13 protein-coding genes and 1 pseudogene are annotated in these 15,530 nt (G+C 47.0%); 8 read left to right on the forward strand and 6 right to left on the reverse strand.

Annotated elements, in window-relative coordinates; translation table 11 throughout:
* The first annotated feature begins 34 nt into the window (after positions 1 to 34).
* Positions 35 to 1,072 carry an LCP family protein gene (locus GI364_RS01495; RefSeq protein WP_198851976.1) on the forward strand — a complete coding sequence of 346 codons (1,038 nt, stop codon included), beginning with the start codon at positions 35 to 37 and terminating at the stop codon, positions 1,070 to 1,072.
* Between the two features lie 7 nt (positions 1,073 to 1,079).
* Here the strand turns inward: GI364_RS01495 and GI364_RS01500 are convergent.
* From GI364_RS01500 to GI364_RS01520, 5 genes and pseudogenes are all read right to left on the reverse strand, one after another.
* Positions 1,080 to 1,852 (reverse strand): annotated as a pseudogene (locus GI364_RS01500) (ABC transporter permease).
* Positions 1,853 to 2,611 (reverse strand): ABC transporter ATP-binding protein, encoded by a 759-nt coding sequence (locus GI364_RS01505; protein ID WP_198851977.1) that lies wholly within the window; start codon positions 2,609 to 2,611, stop codon positions 1,853 to 1,855. It lies immediately after the preceding pseudogene.
* A 14-nt stretch (positions 2,612 to 2,625) separates the two neighbouring features.
* Positions 2,626 to 2,976 (reverse strand): DUF1048 domain-containing protein, encoded by a 351-nt coding sequence (locus tag GI364_RS01510; RefSeq protein WP_198851978.1) that lies wholly within the window; start codon positions 2,974 to 2,976, stop codon positions 2,626 to 2,628.
* Positions 2,977 to 2,988: 12 nt separating this feature from the next.
* A complete protein-coding gene (locus GI364_RS01515) occupies positions 2,989 to 3,336 on the reverse strand; it encodes a DUF1048 domain-containing protein (RefSeq protein ID WP_198851979.1) in 348 nt (115 codons plus the stop codon).
* Entirely contained in the window at positions 3,333 to 3,641 is a 309-nt protein-coding gene (locus GI364_RS01520) for a PadR family transcriptional regulator (protein ID WP_304503180.1), read from the reverse strand. The genes GI364_RS01515 and GI364_RS01520 overlap by 4 nt, the downstream gene beginning before the upstream one ends.
* Positions 3,642 to 3,900: 259 nt before the next feature.
* Between GI364_RS01520 and GI364_RS01525 the strand changes: the two genes are divergently transcribed.
* Entirely contained in the window at positions 3,901 to 5,349 is a 1,449-nt protein-coding gene (locus GI364_RS01525) for a S41 family peptidase (protein ID WP_198851981.1), read from the forward strand.
* A gap of 42 nt (positions 5,350 to 5,391) precedes the next feature.
* Positions 5,392 to 5,817 carry a hypothetical protein gene (locus GI364_RS01530; RefSeq protein WP_198851982.1) on the forward strand — a complete coding sequence of 142 codons (426 nt, stop codon included), beginning with the start codon at positions 5,392 to 5,394 and terminating at the stop codon, positions 5,815 to 5,817.
* Positions 5,818 to 5,867: 50 nt separating this feature from the next.
* Here GI364_RS01530 and GI364_RS01535 read toward each other — a convergent pair whose 3' ends face one another.
* Positions 5,868 to 7,052, reverse strand: a complete 1,185-nt coding sequence (locus tag GI364_RS01535) for an ROK family protein (RefSeq protein WP_198851983.1) — start codon at positions 7,050 to 7,052, stop codon at positions 5,868 to 5,870.
* 327 nt (positions 7,053 to 7,379) lie between these two features.
* On the opposite strand from GI364_RS01535, the gene GI364_RS01540 reads away from it, so the two are divergent.
* From GI364_RS01540 to GI364_RS01560, 5 genes are all read left to right on the forward strand, one after another.
* Complete coding sequence (locus GI364_RS01540; RefSeq protein WP_198851984.1) at positions 7,380 to 11,924, forward strand: beta strand repeat-containing protein; 4,545 nt, start codon at positions 7,380 to 7,382, stop codon at positions 11,922 to 11,924.
* 199 nt (positions 11,925 to 12,123) lie between these two features.
* Positions 12,124 to 12,840 (forward strand): response regulator transcription factor, encoded by a 717-nt coding sequence (locus tag GI364_RS01545; protein WP_198851985.1) that lies wholly within the window; start codon positions 12,124 to 12,126, stop codon positions 12,838 to 12,840.
* 4 nt (positions 12,841 to 12,844) lie between these two features.
* Entirely contained in the window at positions 12,845 to 13,786 is a 942-nt protein-coding gene (locus tag GI364_RS01550; RefSeq protein ID WP_198851986.1) for a sensor histidine kinase, read from the forward strand.
* 81 nt (positions 13,787 to 13,867) lie between these two features.
* The gene (locus GI364_RS01555) at positions 13,868 to 14,791 is read left to right on the forward strand and encodes an ATP-binding cassette domain-containing protein (RefSeq protein WP_198851987.1); all 924 of its coding nucleotides are present in this window, start codon (positions 13,868 to 13,870) and stop codon (positions 14,789 to 14,791) included.
* Positions 14,784 to 15,479 (forward strand): ABC transporter permease, encoded by a 696-nt coding sequence (locus GI364_RS01560; protein WP_233095969.1) that lies wholly within the window; start codon positions 14,784 to 14,786, stop codon positions 15,477 to 15,479. The genes GI364_RS01555 and GI364_RS01560 overlap by 8 nt, the downstream gene beginning before the upstream one ends.
* The last annotated feature ends 51 nt before the right edge of the window (positions 15,480 to 15,530 follow it).

Here is a 15,530-nt window from a genome sequence, read left to right on the forward strand (position 1 = left end):
AGATTCAATCATGCCAAAATTAAGGGAGCTAGATATGAATAATAAGAAGAATTCAACGCCCAAACCACTGAAGAAACGCAGCCGTACGAAACGTGTTTTAGCATATACTGGGGTGGGTGTTGCTCTCATCCTTGGTGGTGGCGGTGGATTTTTAGCATATGAGTATCATCACTTACAGCCTAAGAACTATATCACGACGAAGACGCGTCCGGTGCTTGCCGGGGGTTCGAAAAAAACGAATGTAGGCCAAGCGAATGGTACCTTCAATATGCTGCTGATAGGGTCCGATGCACGTGCAGCCGGCAGTAAAACGGATTTAACCAACGCTGCCAGCCATTCAGATTCGATGATTCTCGTCCACGCAGACCTAAACAAGCATCGGTTCAATCTGGTGAGTATTCCTCGTGATACACGCGTGTACATGGCTGGCTACGGATATACGAAACTGACCAGTGTTCAATATATGGATCAGGTCAATCACGGAGAAAAACAAGGCATCATTGATGCGGTCAAAGCCATTAGCCAATTGACTGGCGTACCGATCAATTATTATGCAGAAACCAACTACTCTGGGCTGCAGAATATGGTGAATGCCGTGGGCGGTATTACAATCAAACTGCCGTTCCCGGTGACGATTAACCATGCCTGGTACCCGCAAGACAACGGTAAGTTCTTTTCGAAAGGTTCTCACTTCGTGAAAGGAAGGATGGCTTTCGAAATTGTCCACACGAGATACGGGGTGCCTGGTACCGACTTCGGCCGGCAGCGTTTGCAGAAGGCCGCACTTGTAGGCATCGCCAAGAAAGTCATGAGTCCAGGCGAAGTGACCAGAATTCCGGCGTTGCTAAAGAGTCTGCACAGCTACCTTGTAGCGACGAATATGTCCAAACAATTGATGCTCAGTATCGGGCTTGGTATGAAGGGACACTTTAGCGCAAGTAAGGACATTCACTACGACCAACTCAAAGGCCCATCCAAGACTGTGTATAACAGTGTGTTGCAAGCCTATGACGATGAGGTTATTTTGCCAAAAGCAGAGATTCAAAAGCTGATAAAGAAGGATTTTTCGTAAGAGTGATTTACGCGATTTTTCGTTTGTAAGTCCACATTGCAAAGACATAAGCAACAACAAGGATGCCGAAACACCACGCGAGGGCAACCCATGGGCTGTTACCGACAGGCTGTCCGGTCAAAAGCAGCCGGATTGTGGTGATAATTGAGTTAACAGGCTGGTTGTTGGCAAAGACACGAACAACAACAGGCATATTTGTTGTCGGCACGAACGCTGAGCTAATGAACGGCAGAAAGAGAAGCGGATAGGAAAAGGCGCTGGCACCGTCTACCGATTTTGCTGATAGACCGGCAATGACCGCGATCCAAGTTAAAGCCAGTGTGAATAACATGAGGATACCGGCCACGGCAAGCCATGACCATATGCCTCCTGAGGAACGAAAGCCCATCATCAATGCGACAAGCAGGATGACGGCAACTGAGATGGCGTTTGCTGCCAGTGAGGTCAAAACGTGCCCCCACAAAATGGTGGAGCGTGCGATTGACATCGAATGGAGCCGCTCAAAGAAACCCTGCTGCAAGTCGATAAACAGGCGGTAAGCGGTATAGGATATTCCACTTGCAATCGCCATCAACAAGATACCTGGCAGTAAGTAGTTCACGTAGTTTTGCGTACCCGACTGAATGGCGCCCCCAAACACATAAACAAACAACAGCATCATAGCGATTGGCATGATGGTGACTGTGATGATATGGTGTCCATGCTGCGAAAGATGTGGCGCATGGAACGTCCAAACATCACGCCCATGTCACTGAAAAAGTGGTTCTGTGTGGCTTCCATTTAATTTGCCTCCTTGGTACCGACAATCGCAAGAAAAACCTCTTCCAATGTCGGCTGTTTTTGCACATACTCCACTTTCGCCGGAGGGAACAGCTTTCTGAGTTCAGCCAGCGTCCCGTTGGCAATAATTCTGCCGTCATGCAGAATGGCAATTCGATGGGCAAGCTGCTCTGCTTCCTCCAGATACTGAGTGGTCAAAAATACGGTTGTGCCGGAGTCGGCAAGCTCTTTGACCATCTTCCAAACCTCAATGCGGGCCTCTGGGTCAAGTCCTGTGGTTGGTTCGTCCAAGAAAATGAGTTTTGGTGTTCCGACGAGGCTCATGGCGATATCGAGCTTGCGGCGCATACCGCCGGAATAGGTCGCCACCCGGCGGTTGGCAGCTTCCGTCAAACCGAAGCGATGGAGTAAGGTGTCAGCGGCTTGTCGCGGATTCTTGAGGTGTCGCAGTCTGCTCATCATGACGAGATTTTCTCTTCCCGTTAACACCTCGTCCACGGCCGTAAATTGTCCCGTCAGGCTGATTGACTGCCGCACGTGTTTCGGTTGTGACGTGACATCGAATCCGTTAACCACAGCGGTTCCGCTGTCTGGCTGAAGCAACGTGCTGAGAATCTTCACAATCGTTGTCTTTCCCGCGCCGTTGGCTCCGAGCAAGGCGAAAATACTGCCGTGTTGTACTTCGAACTCTACGCCTTTCAAAACATCAAGTTGCTTGTATGACTTCTGCAGTCCTTTCACCTGAATGCCTGTTTGCATTTCAGCCCCTCCTCTTACTCTGCCTTATTCGAAGCTTTCTTCACGGACTTTTGCACTTTTTTACTCACAGCTTCCTGATACATGTCAGCGTAGGTTTTGGAATCCTTGATGAGATCGTCGCAGAAAGCAGCTACGTCACTACCCGTTACTTCCAACACGTCTTTGCCTAAGGCTGCACCTTCTTCAAAGAAATTGACGATGCCTGAGAGCAACCCCGTCTCTTCAGTCAAGTCGACGGGCCCCACCTTGAAGAGGTATTTTTGCATTTCCTGATAAACAATCTGATAGTCTTGCGGAAGTGCTTTAACACGCGCCATGTGTGCCCGCCACTGTTTTTTGCCTTGGATAATATCCTGGATTGTCATTTTCTTCTCCTCCTATTTACCTAGCTTTTTTGCGACATTGTGGTTGAGCTGCTGACGCCACTTATCCCGGTAGGACTTCGCTCCTTCTTCTCCGACCAACGCTCTGCAAAACCCCTTGATATCGTCGCCTAGAACCTCTGTTGCACTGTGCCCGTCTGCTGCCGTTTCTTCGAGCAATCCAAGCACACCATCTAGAATTGGCATGAGGTTGCGACCTGTAAAATCTGAGTACGGCCAGAGATTGGAAGTAATCGTTCCCCACGCCTCTTGGAAATCAGCCGGCAACTTTTTCGATCTCGATTCAAAAGACTGCATTTCCTTCGTCATGTCACTGCCTGTTATCTTCTCCCAGAAATTCATTGTTTCTTCTCCTTCAACTCGTCAATTTTGGAGGATACAAACTCCCACTTTGTCCAGAATTCCTGCAGTTGCCGGCGTCCGGCATCGTTCAGCACGAAAAACTTTCTTGGCGGCCCCACGTCGGAGGGCTTTTTGGTGACCTCCACGAGTTTGTTCTTTTCCAACCGGACCAGAATGGTGTACACCGTTCCATCCACAACATCAGTGAAACCGAGGGCATTCAGCCGCCGTGTGATTTCGTAGCCGTAGGTTTCTTTGCGGCTGATAATTTCAAGCACGCAACCTTCAAGTACACCTTTGAGCATTTCTGTTAGATGTTCCAAGTCTCTCGCCTCATTCGCGTGTAGTACTCTGTAACACATCTATGCTGTGATACAGATAATAAGTGTTACTTAGTACCGGTACATAGTAATACAGAATAGCTAACGTGTCAACAGTGTAAATTGAACCAAAATGCAAAAAAATATGTGGTCCTGGCACAGCGCGTTGTACTGACTCAAATTGCATATAAATAGTATAATTATCCTTGATGAGGAAGGTATTCCCGCGAAGGGGTGGAAATCTGTGAACAGAAATCGGTTGAAACCCGCGGTAATAGGGACACTCTTTGCGCTTCTGCTAGGCGGTATTGTATTCGGCATCGGTCAGCATAGTGCTTTGGGCGGCGAGAAAGTGGATGCTCAATCGCTGACACCGAAAGGTACACCAACAGCTGCAGAAAAGAGAGCTGTCTTCAGCCGCGTCTGGTCGCTTTTCAATGAAAACTACCCGGATTTTCAGGAGAAAGTGATTAATTGGAAGCAAGAAAAAATTGCTTACGAACCAAAAGCCATGGCTGCACAGACGTGGCCCGACTTTTTTCAAGTTGTTCAAAACATGATTTCGACACTTCATGACTCGCATAGCGGATTGATGGGTGCACCGTTGCCGCAACGCTACTGGCCATTTCTGTTTACGCAGGTATTTGCAAATCAAGTGGTGGTCATGGCGGCCCCTGGTAACAGCGCCGTGCACCCGGGAATGATTGTGCTGGGTATGAACGGGAAGCCGTTGACAGACGTATTACAATCCTCCTATTCAGACTGGTTTCGACCCCTTGGTCCGCAAGTACAGACTCTATTCGAGACACCGAAGGATGTGCCAGAAAAGATTACATTTCAAAATCCCCAAACTCACGTCGTACAAACGGTAAGCATGCCAGTTTTCTCGGCGCAAAAATTGAGTCAGCTTTGGTCTGGTTTCAGTTCTCAACACCCAAAATACACCTACGATCCAGCCTTCCAATTGTTGTTCTTCGAGATGAAAACCTTTTCTGCTAAGGTCCGCTCGTTGACATCATCAAGTCAAGTTGTGTTTCGTCAGTTTGGGAAAGGGATTTTGTATATTCACATTCCGCTTATGACGGACACCTTGGAAGCACAGTTAAAATCCCACATGAATGAGATTTTAAAAGCGAAGGGACTCATCCTTGACTTACGGGATAATCCTGGCGGAAGGAGTGAACCAGGAGTATGGTTCACGGATCACTTGTACACGCACTCAGAGGTGCCGTTGCTTAGCAGAACGTATCACCACGGTTCATTCTCCGTATGGGATCACGCGGTCTTATTGCCGCTGAAGCCGCATATTTCAGCACCGACTGCAGTGCTCATCAACAGCAGCGACGCGTCTTCCGCAGAGATGTTTGTTGCCCAACTAGGAGATGCGCCTAATGTGAAGACTTTTGGCAGTCGAACCATGGGAGCGGATGGGAACCCCAGGCTATATCCGGTTATGAAGGGCGTTCAAGTGAGGATCTCCGGTTGGCAGGAAACAGTGACGGCTACGGGACAACCCATCGAACAAGTCGGAATAGCTCCCGATGAAACCATCTCATGGTCTATGCCACAAGTAAAGAAGTACATAGATTCCCTTGAAGGAAATGCGGATCCTCTCACGCTCGATCCCGTTGTTCAAGCAGGCAAAAACTGGATTCTATCAAGACAACCACGAACAGCGAGTTTGAATGGTTGATTCGTCGAACCACAATGACATATTTGCGGTCAGGAGGCTGTGATGCGTTACAAAACAAATGCCATTGCAATGATGTCGCCGTTTGCAAGTTTCTTCGTGATATTTTTCGCTGTAGCTGATATTGTCTCTGCTCCATACAAGTCCATCTTCTGGGCAACTGGGTTAGCGTACATCACTGGGTGGACCATACTAACGCTGCGACTTTTTTATAAGTACAGAACGCTCAGCGTGGAAGAAGATGCACTCATTTTCCCAAAACGCCGGATTCAAGCATCGGAGTTGCGGAAAGTAAGATTCTCTGAACAAAGCCATTCTTGTTTGTTGTACTTTAAAGGGCGCAAGTACCCGCTTACGATAGAATTTGGAACCAAGGATAAGGACTCCGTGGTAACTCAGCTTCGCGGCTGGTGTTGGAGAAACAGAGTTACCGTGGAGACAAGTGGGAAGCGAGGTGCTTCACATCAATGAGTCTATCCAAATCGGGCACATGACGAGAATTTGGTGTTGGTGGACTGAATTCAAGTGGTATAGTAGTCAACAATTTTGCAGGCAGCTCCACGCGCAATCTCGTCAAATTGTGACTTTGGCGTGGCAAAGATAATTTCGTTTTTTGTATGCTGTTGTATTTTTCTTTGTGCCACTTCCTTCGCTTTGTTGTAGAAGATCGGGGTCTTCCCTAACCACCCTCCGATAATGATTACGCTAGGTTGATGAACCAAAATCATGTTTGCAAGTCCGAGGCCAAAGTAGGAAGCGGCCTCTTTAATCACGTCCTCGTATACGGCATCTCCTTTCTCTAATCCAGCAAGAATCTGTTTCCTAACCGCCTGGTTGTCAGGATGGTAATGGTCAGTATGAAAAAGGTCCATTTGCTGACTGGGCCCCAGTTTCTGCATGAGATTATGCCGTATGATGTCTAAACCGACATAGCTTTCAAGACATCCTCTGGCACCACAATTACATTCTGGGCCGTTCTCATTGATACAGATATGGCCGAATGCGTCTTCTTTAATGTGATTGTCTTTGGCCAACTGGCCGTCTTGAATCACTGCAGCACGCAGGTCATCGCCGACGAGTGTATAGATGAGATTTTCTTTGTTTTTACAGTATTCGGTTCTGTATTCCCCCAAAGCAATCAGTTTGGTTCCGCCGTCCACTTGAACTGGCGTTTTGACGTTGTGTTCGAGATGCTTTGCGATAGCTGCATAGTCAAATCCAAAGGTTGAATTTCTACTACTATCAATGGGTTGCAGGGTACCAATACCAATGCCCAGCATTTTATCTTTTATGGGGAATCGCAAGAAAAGATTGTCTAATTGCGATTCAATCATATTTGCGATTGTATCCGACGGTTCTTTGCCAGTAAGTTCTGTTTCAATTGTATGAATGATATCGAGATGAATGTTCAGCAAGGCAGTACTAAGACATTGCTTTGAAAGATGAACTCCAATTACGTATCTGGCATTTCTATTAATCGCATAGAGTTTAGGTTTTCTGCCGCCCGTAGATTCCGCCAGCCCTAAAGGCGCAATCAACTCGCTTTCCTCTAGGTCCTCAATAATTCGATTAGATGTGTTTAACTTGTAGCCGCTTAAATGCATCAGGTCTGTGCGACTAACGGGTCCGTATTTCCGGATGAGGCCATAGATCAATTTGAGTTTTTTCACCTTTGGAGATAACTGACCCACAAATTGCTCAATCATGCACTTTAGCTCCTAGACCAAGATTTCGTCCCTTATAAGGAATAATATGTAACTTAATTTCAAAAATAAACTTAAATAAATTTTGAAATAAAGATTTCTTTATGTTATAAAGTTTATTGTAACAAAATTTTAACAAACATTAATTCTCTAGTTACTAGCAAACTGTGAGGTAATCCATTGTCGAAAGGAGAATGCCAATACATCTAGAGTTAGCAATCTAGTCAAGGGCTATACATAGAGAAAAGTATTGTGACTGTTGTGAATATTATGCAGAAATCATGTCGACTCATGTCGGGAAATGTAAAAATGGAATGGTGGGCTGTAAGGGTGAAAAGAATATTTAGCCGATTGTTTAAGGCTTTGGCTGCTGGGGTACTGCTTCTAATGCTGGTACCGCCAGGCATGGCTTTAGCAGCTACAACGACTGCAAAATATGCAAATGTATTGGTTAGTGATGCTGGGCAAACTGGAAACTCTATTACAAATAGTAATACTTCAACAAGTATCGCTGTAGGTCCAAATGGGTACATATATGTTGTGTACCATGGATCCAATGGAATTCGAGTAGCTCGCAGTACAAATGATGGACAGAGTTTCGATTCGAGTGTCAAGATTCTGGGTACAGACTACGAGCCTTCGATTGCTGTTTCATCCACAGGTACTATTTATGTGAGCTGGGCAGATGCAAACGGGAATATTTGGATTGCTAAGAGTACCGATAACGCGAGTACCTTCTCTTCACCTGTTGAAGTCGGCTCAGAGGCTGCCGATGAATTTGCAGTCACAGGACCACGAGTTCATATGGCTGCTGACGGGACTCATGTGTACTTAATTGGTCCAGCAGGTGAAACAATTTACGTAAGTAGTGACAATGGAGACACTTTTAGCGCAGTCCATCTGTCTTCAACGGCGTACGTATTTTCAGATGTGCACGTCGATCCCGTAAATCACGATGTCATTGTCAATGAAGATAATCCATCCATTCGTTATTATGTCAGTACGAATTACGGAGAGTCTTTTGGCTCTGCTGTGGCTCCCACTGGAGATACCGTCAATTACTCCGTGGGAAGTGTATCTGCTAGTTCGAGCGGACACAACTTGTTTATCGCCGGGGTTGGGTCGACTGGATACAAAATCGACCCGATTGCTCAAACGAATGCTACAGTCACGCTACCCAACGATTCTACAAATCAAGGCCGCTCAATTCAAGCAGACGGCTACGGGAATGTGGTCACCGGTTATTCCGATGGCGCCCATGTATACTTCGCCGTAAGTCACGATTTTGGCAGTTCTTTCGGTTCACCGGTTCTGGTGACCGCAGGCACATCCGCCAAGGCTGCGATTAACTTGACCAACGGCGATGTCATGTTCCTCTATACAGACTCACAGGGTCATGTGTATCTGAATACCTATGCGAACCAATTGGTTGGGTACAACTTGAACGTCTCTCTAAGCAGCCTTTCATTTAACGGCTTCTCAGGTTCATCGAGTTCTCCTCAGACGATTACGGTGACCAACAAGGGCACTAGTCCGATGACCATTACAGGAGTGACTACAACCGGTCCTTTCAGTGCAACGAATACTATTTCAAACCCTATTCCCGTTGGCGGCACAGGACAAATTAGCGTGACCTTTCACCCAACAACAACGGGAACACAGACCGGACAACTCAGCATTGGTATTCAAGGAGCCACGAATCCACGTGTGATTCAACTGTCCGGAACTGCTGCGCCTCCTGCAGCTTTGTCTGTTACCAGTACCAGCTTGCCACAAGCGACAGCAGGCGCATCTTACTCGGGCAAACTGAGTTCTAATGGTGGGACTTCCCCAATCACTTGGAGCGTAACAAAAGGTGCGTTGCCTACGGGACTGTCACTGTCTTCCGATGGTGCGCTCAGTGGAACACCGAAAAATTCAGGTTCCAGTACATTTACCGTACAAGCTAAAGACTCCAAAGGAACAACGGTTTCGCAGCAACTCACATTGACGGTCAATCCTTCACCGAGTATTACCACCTCGACACTTTCTGGCGCTACCGTGGGCAGTAAGTACAATGAGGCACTTTCCATGACAGGCGGAACGGGGAACGATACCTGGTCGATAGCAAAGGGTTCGCTTCCATCCGGGCTGTCTCTGTCGGGTGCCGGTGTCATATCAGGGACTCCTGCGACTGCGTCCACTCAACAATTTACGGTTCAAGTGAAAGACCAAAACGGGGCTGTGGCCACGAAGCAAGTTTCCTTGACCGTTAACCCGGTTCCGAGCATTTCTGCGACGAATCTTCCTGGTGCAACGCTAGGCACTAAATATACACAGTCTATTTCAATTTCCGGGGGAACGGGGCCTTACACATGGAGTCTCGCCAACGGGAATTTGCCGAGCGGACTGTCTCTTGCGGCTGACGGCCAAATTACAGGTACACCTACCACAACCGGGACAACGCAATTCGAGGTAAAAGTGAAGGACGGCAATGGATCGGTGACAACCAAGCAGGTATCTCTTGCTGTCAATGCCGACCCAAAGGTTGCGACCCAAAGTCTGAAAGGCGCAACAGTAGGGGCAAAGTATCAAACACCCTTGTCCGTTACAGGTGGTACGGGTCCACTTACTTGGAGCATCACGAAGGGAAGTCTTCCGACTGGAATGAGTTTGGTGGGTTCAACCATTCAGGGAACACCGAGTGGGGCGGGTACAGCCCAGTTTACTTTACAAGTACAAGATGCAAACGGTGTTGTATCTACCCAAGCTCTGTCCTTGACTGTAAATGGTGCTCCCAGTATTTCAACAACGACCTTGCCTGATGGAACTGTGGGTGCGAATTATCAGACAACACTGACAGAAGCTAACGGTACTGGCTCATTCACCTGGACACTCGCAAAGGGCACCCTGCCAAACGGGCTAAGCCTCTCTCAAGGCGGGGAACTTACTGGAAAGCCATCGACTTCAGGAAGCAGTACCTTTACTGTGCAAGTCACGGACAGCAACGGCGTAACATCAACGAAGCAGCTCACACTGAAGATCAACCCTGTTCCATCCATCACCACTTCTTCTCTCCCAGTTGATACAGCGGGGATTCAATACCAACAGGCCTTAACTCTGACCGGAGGAACCAGTCCTGACACTTGGACCGTCGCTAAAGGAAGTCTACCGACTGGACTTAGCTTGTCTAAGAGCGGGATGATTACCGGTACCCCGACAAGTTCGTCGAATGGTCAGTTTACGGTACAAGTCACGGATGCCAACGGAGCTTCAGCGACAAAGACCCTCTCATTAGCCGTTAATGGGAAGCCGAGCATCTCAACCTCCGTGTTATCTGATGCTACACAAGGAACGACTTATCAGAAACAACTGAACATCACTGGCGGTACGGGTCCCTTTACTTGGTCGCTGCCATCCGGAAGCCTGCCAAGTGGTATGACGCTGAGCAACAACGGAGCGTTAAGCGGTGTGCCGACTGCAACTGGCAGTTACAAATTTACGGTGCAAGTGAAGGATAGTACGGGTGCAGTGGCAACGCAGCAGTTGTCGTTAACAGTGGACGCAACGCCCGCCATTACAATGTCAACACTACCTGGGGCGACAGTGGGCGCTCCGTATAAACAAACTCTCTCGATGTCCGGGGGGCTTCAACCCCTTGTTTGGAAGTTGGTACAAGGGAGTCTTCCGCAAGGATTGACGTTGTCGCAGAATGGCACGTTAAGCGGGACGCCCGCATCTGTTGGGGTTTCGCAATTTACAATTGTGGTTACGGATGCCAATGGAGCGACAGGTACACACGAGTTCAAGTTCACTACCCATGCAGTCCCAAGTATTTCGATAAAGAACGTACCTGGCGCCACGATGGGTGGCACATACCATGGCGTATTACCCGTGAATAACGGGACAGGCCCTTTCACATGGATTTTGAGCCACGGTCAATTACCAAGTGGTTTGACCCTTCATCATGACGGTACTATCACCGGTTCACCTGTCAACATAGGGTTGAGTCAGTTTTTAATTCAAGTTACGGATGCCAACGGAGTACAGGCCAATAAACAAGTCTCGATGCAAGTGAATCCTACACTGTTGATTACGACGAAAACCTTACCGATGGTTCTTCAAGGCAAAACATATCAAGAGTCGATACAAACCACGGGAGGAACAGACCCGATTCACTTCACTGTAGCGTCTGGGTCTTTGCCTGGAGGACTAACACTCAACCCTGATGGAAGTATCACAGGCACCGCTGCTTCAACCGGTATGTCGCAGTTTACGATAACTGCAACGGACGCAAATGGTGTAACCGCTGCGCAGGCATATACCCTATATGTCATCCCGGCAGCACCTACGGAGACGCTGAAAAAGATTGATGGTCAAAATATTGTGGGCTCTCAAGGAACGACTTTGAAAGCTGTTCAAGGACAGAGCACAGCAGTTCTACAGGTTCCAAACGGCGCTTACACCATGCCGATTCAAATGAACTTGACGACTGGTAGTGTGCCTTCAAACTTATTGGGAAGCAGCAGCAATTTCGTAGCTGCATTCGGCGTCAACTTCAATAGAAATTACGTGCCGAAGAAGCCCGTAGTGCTGACTATTTACAATCCGAACATTACTACGAATTCAACAATCTACAAGATTTCAAACGGGAAGCTTGTTCCAGTACACGCAGTCCTGTCGCCGGGAAAAGCAGTGATTAGCTTCACTTCCGATCCCGATTTCGTAGTCGCAAATCAGACCACCCCCAATGCAGTCACAGCTCATACAGTTGTGCCGAAAGCCACATCACCGGTTACAGGAAAACCGTTTCTGTGGAACTACATTTTTGGCTCAGCCCTGTTAGCTGCTGGAGGCGGAATGCTCGTCATTTATAGAAAGAAAAAGAAGTATTAATAAGTAACGTGATGTTGCTGTTTCCAGTGTTTGTAAGCCTCCCTCCTTGCTGAGGGGGGCTTTTTATTGCAATCTCAGGTGGATGATAACGTCTAATTGGATACACTCTTCAGTGCAAATGAGGGGAATGGAATCGACTGGAGACGTTTTGTTCTGATAGACTCACATTATACTTAATTCAGCAGTGGAGGAAAGTATCATGTCGAACACACTATTACTTATAGAGGACGATATCCAGATTGTCGAGATGGTGCAGAACTACTTGCTGAAAGAAGGATATACTATCGTCACCGCATTGGACGGTTTGGATGGAATCAATCAGTTTCAACGTCAACAGTTTGACGTGGTAGTTGTCGATGTGATGATGCCGAAGTTGGACGGCATCGAGGTAATTAAGCGAATCCGAGAAACAAGTTCCGTGCCCATCATTATTATGTCGGCGAAGGATAGTGACATGGACAAGGTGACGGGACTAGGATTTGGTGCCGATGACTATATTGTGAAACCTTTCTCACTCATCGAAATATCGGCCCGAATAAAAGCTGCCATTCGCCGCGCCACGACGTACTCCAGTGACAGCACCTCCATAGCTTCAGATGGGCTGTCAACTTCGGGCAGTCTCTTGAAGTTCGATAGATTGAGCATTGACCTGACTAATTTTACGGCATGGAAAGATGGCGCAGACCTAAAGCTTACGGCAAAAGAATTCGAGATTTTGCGTCTTTTTGCCGAGCACCCCAACCGTGTTTTTACAAAGGCACAGCTTTATGGGCTGGTGTGGAAAGAGGACTATTATAACGACGAGAACGTTATTAATGTACATATTCGTCGTTTGCGGGAAAAAATTGAAGACCAACCATCTACTCCTCGCTACATCAAAACTCTGTGGGGAATTGGATATCGTTGGGAAGGATAACATCATGCTTATCGTGCTGACTTTACTGGTAATCGCTTTGTCTGTCGTCGTGGGCATCCAATACTCTGCATATCGGGCAAGAAGTGCAACGCTCGGACAAATTCATGACCGATTAAATGAAATCATTTCGGGTGATACCGAAGACCAACTCCTCGTTTTTACGTCAGATACCGCATTAGTACCGATTTTAGTGGACATCAATCATTTGCTGCATCGCCAGCGGCAAGACGCAGCAAATTTCGCAAAAACGGAACAGTCTATGAGAAAGATGGTAGCTAATATATCCCACGACTTAAAAACTCCTCTTACAGTAGTGCTTGGTTATCTCGAGACGATTCATTTGGATAAGGATATGGACGAGGAAGAAAGAAAGGCTCTGTCGTCTAAAGTATACGCAAAAGCAAAGGAAGTACTGAGTCTCCTCCGTCAGTTTTTTGATTTGGCCAGAATTGAATCCGGGGACCAAGCAATTCCACTTTCGTTGATTCACATGAATGACATTTGCGAAAGAAACCTGCTGAACTTCTATGACACGCTTACAAATCAAGGATTTTGCGTCACCATTGAAATCCCGGACACGCCTTTATTTGCGTGGGGGAACGAAGAAGCAATGCATCGCATTTTAACAAACCTGATTGCAAATGCAATTCAACACGGTGCTGACGGACGAGTCGTCGGGTTCACGCTGCGAAGTGACAAGGAATTCTTGTTTCTAGAGGTGTGGGACAGGGGGAAAGGGATTGATGAGCGACATCAAGAGCGTGTGTTTGAGCGAATGTATACACTGGAGGACTCTCGTAACAAATCGTATCAGGGCAGTGGACTAGGGTTGACCATCACGAAGCGCCTGGTAGAAGCCCAAGGAGGAACCATCCGCATCGACAGTAAGCCATATGAAAAAACAGTGTTCACCGTTCAACTGCATCGGGTACCTTTTGCAAAGTAAGAAATTTTTATGAATTGGATAAGAAAAAAGATAAGTTTGCTCTGTAGAATACAATTTGAAAGTAAAAAGGAGGGAAGGAACATGGACTATGCCGTAAGAACCAGACAACTAACCCTGACCTACAGCGGTAAAGAGGTTGTTTCTAATGTGAACTTAAATGTCCGAAAAGGAGAAATCTACGGATTACTAGGTCCAAATGGAGCTGGGAAAACCACAGTCATGAAAATGTTGACTCATCTGGTAGAGCCGACAGCAGGCGAAATTGAAGTCTTTGGGCAGTTACTGACTGACGCGTCATACCGCCTGTTGGGAAGGATGGGCACCATCATAGAGTACCCTATCTTCTACGAGAAGCTGACCGCTCGCGAAAACTTGGATTTGCACTGCGAATACATGGGATACCATGACAAGCAATCCATTTCGGAAGTGCTTGAGCTTGTGAAATTGCATGGAGTCGAGGAAAAGGCGGTCAAGGAGTTTTCACTCGGGATGAGGCAACGACTTGGAATCGCTCGCGCAATTCTGACCAAACCAGAGTTACTACTGTTAGACGAACCCATGAATGGTCTCGATCCGTTAGGTATCAAAGACCTCCGCGACTTGCTGAAGATGCTGTCTAAAGAGTATCGGACTACGATTCTCGTCTCAAGCCATATCCTTGGAGAAATTGAACTCATAGCCGACACCATATCTGTCATGAAAAACGGAGAGCTAGTTCAGGAGGTTTCAATGGATCAAGTCACAAACCAGACAACCGACTATATAGAAATTACAACGGAAGAGATGAATAAGGCTGTCTATGTGCTTGATAACTATTTGAGCTTATCAAACATACGCGTGATGGACGAAGGTCAATTGCGCATTTATGACCTCAGTACACCGCAAAACGAACTCATGAAGGTACTGATAACGCATGGTGTACCCATTCAATCGGTTCATAAAAAGCGGGGGTCATTAGAAGACTACTTCTTGTCTATCCTGAATGGGGGTGGTATCAATGCTTAAGCTTATGAGACTTGAACTGCGCAAGTTTGGCCTCAAACCCTACGTTCGCTCAGCGGTGATTGGAACCATCTTGATTTTCATCTTAGTAAGTTGCTTGACTATGAATGCGCAGATGAGAGCATCGTTGCCCTTGTCAAGCTATCCTATGACATTTTCTATCATTGACACCCTTGTTCGTGGGATGTACATCGTTTTTGCGGCCGTCATCCTCTCACGGCTTATCATTGGCGAGTTCCAGAATAAGACCATGGCACTCATGTTCACGTATCCTATAAACCGTAAAAAGATGATGGCAGCAAAGTTGCTGTTTGTACTCTTGTTCACCTTTATTGCGAATATTATAAGCTGTCTGTTGATAGGTGCTGGATTTGCAGTGTTGAACCACATGGAAGGTGTGATTCCGGGTCTTCTGACCTGGCCCGTCACAGAACGGTTCTTACTAGTGGTTTTCATGAACGCGTTAGCAACCAGTTTTTTGAGTCTAATACCGTTGTACTTTGGCATGCGCAAACACTCAGTGGCGACAACCATCACTTCATCAGTTATCGTAGCGGCCCTTGTCTGCCAGAACATCGACGGCAAAACCTTGTATTCTATCATTGCGGTACCCATAGCCTTGGCGCTCCTCGGTGCAGTTATAGCGTACATGTCCATCCGCAACATTGAAAATGTAGGACTTGTCAACTAGTGTGACAAGTCTATTGCTCAACTCGTTATTTGAAATGTATAATACAAGCTA

It is taken from the genome of Alicyclobacillus sp. SO9 (assembly GCF_016406125.1).
Classification (GTDB): Bacteria; Bacillota; Bacilli; order Alicyclobacillales; family Alicyclobacillaceae; genus SO9.

What these genes read in the sequence shown, in the direction of transcription:
- GI364_RS01535 (WP_198851983.1), bottom strand. Translation starts at nt 7,052, where the DNA reads ATGATTGAGCAATTTGTGGGTCAGTTATCTCCAAAGGTGAAAAAACTC.
- GI364_RS01545 (WP_198851985.1), top strand. Translation starts at nt 12,124, where the DNA reads ATGTCGAACACACTATTACTTATAGAGGACGATATCCAGATTGTCGAG.
- GI364_RS01510 (WP_198851978.1), bottom strand. Translation starts at nt 2,976, where the DNA reads ATGACAATCCAGGATATTATCCAAGGCAAAAAACAGTGGCGGGCACAC.
- GI364_RS01515 (WP_198851979.1), bottom strand. Translation starts at nt 3,336, where the DNA reads ATGAATTTCTGGGAGAAGATAACAGGCAGTGACATGACGAAGGAAATG.
- GI364_RS01560 (WP_233095969.1), top strand. Translation starts at nt 14,784, where the DNA reads ATGCTTAAGCTTATGAGACTTGAACTGCGCAAGTTTGGCCTCAAACCC.
- GI364_RS01495 (WP_198851976.1), top strand. Translation starts at nt 35, where the DNA reads ATGAATAATAAGAAGAATTCAACGCCCAAACCACTGAAGAAACGCAGC.
- GI364_RS01550 (WP_198851986.1), top strand. Translation starts at nt 12,845, where the DNA reads ATGCTTATCGTGCTGACTTTACTGGTAATCGCTTTGTCTGTCGTCGTG.
- GI364_RS01520 (WP_304503180.1), bottom strand. Translation starts at nt 3,641, where the DNA reads ATGCTCAAAGGTGTACTTGAAGGTTGCGTGCTTGAAATTATCAGCCGC.
- GI364_RS01555 (WP_198851987.1), top strand. Translation starts at nt 13,868, where the DNA reads ATGGACTATGCCGTAAGAACCAGACAACTAACCCTGACCTACAGCGGT.
- GI364_RS01530 (WP_198851982.1), top strand. Translation starts at nt 5,392, where the DNA reads ATGCGTTACAAAACAAATGCCATTGCAATGATGTCGCCGTTTGCAAGT.
- GI364_RS01505 (WP_198851977.1), bottom strand. Translation starts at nt 2,611, where the DNA reads ATGCAAACAGGCATTCAGGTGAAAGGACTGCAGAAGTCATACAAGCAA.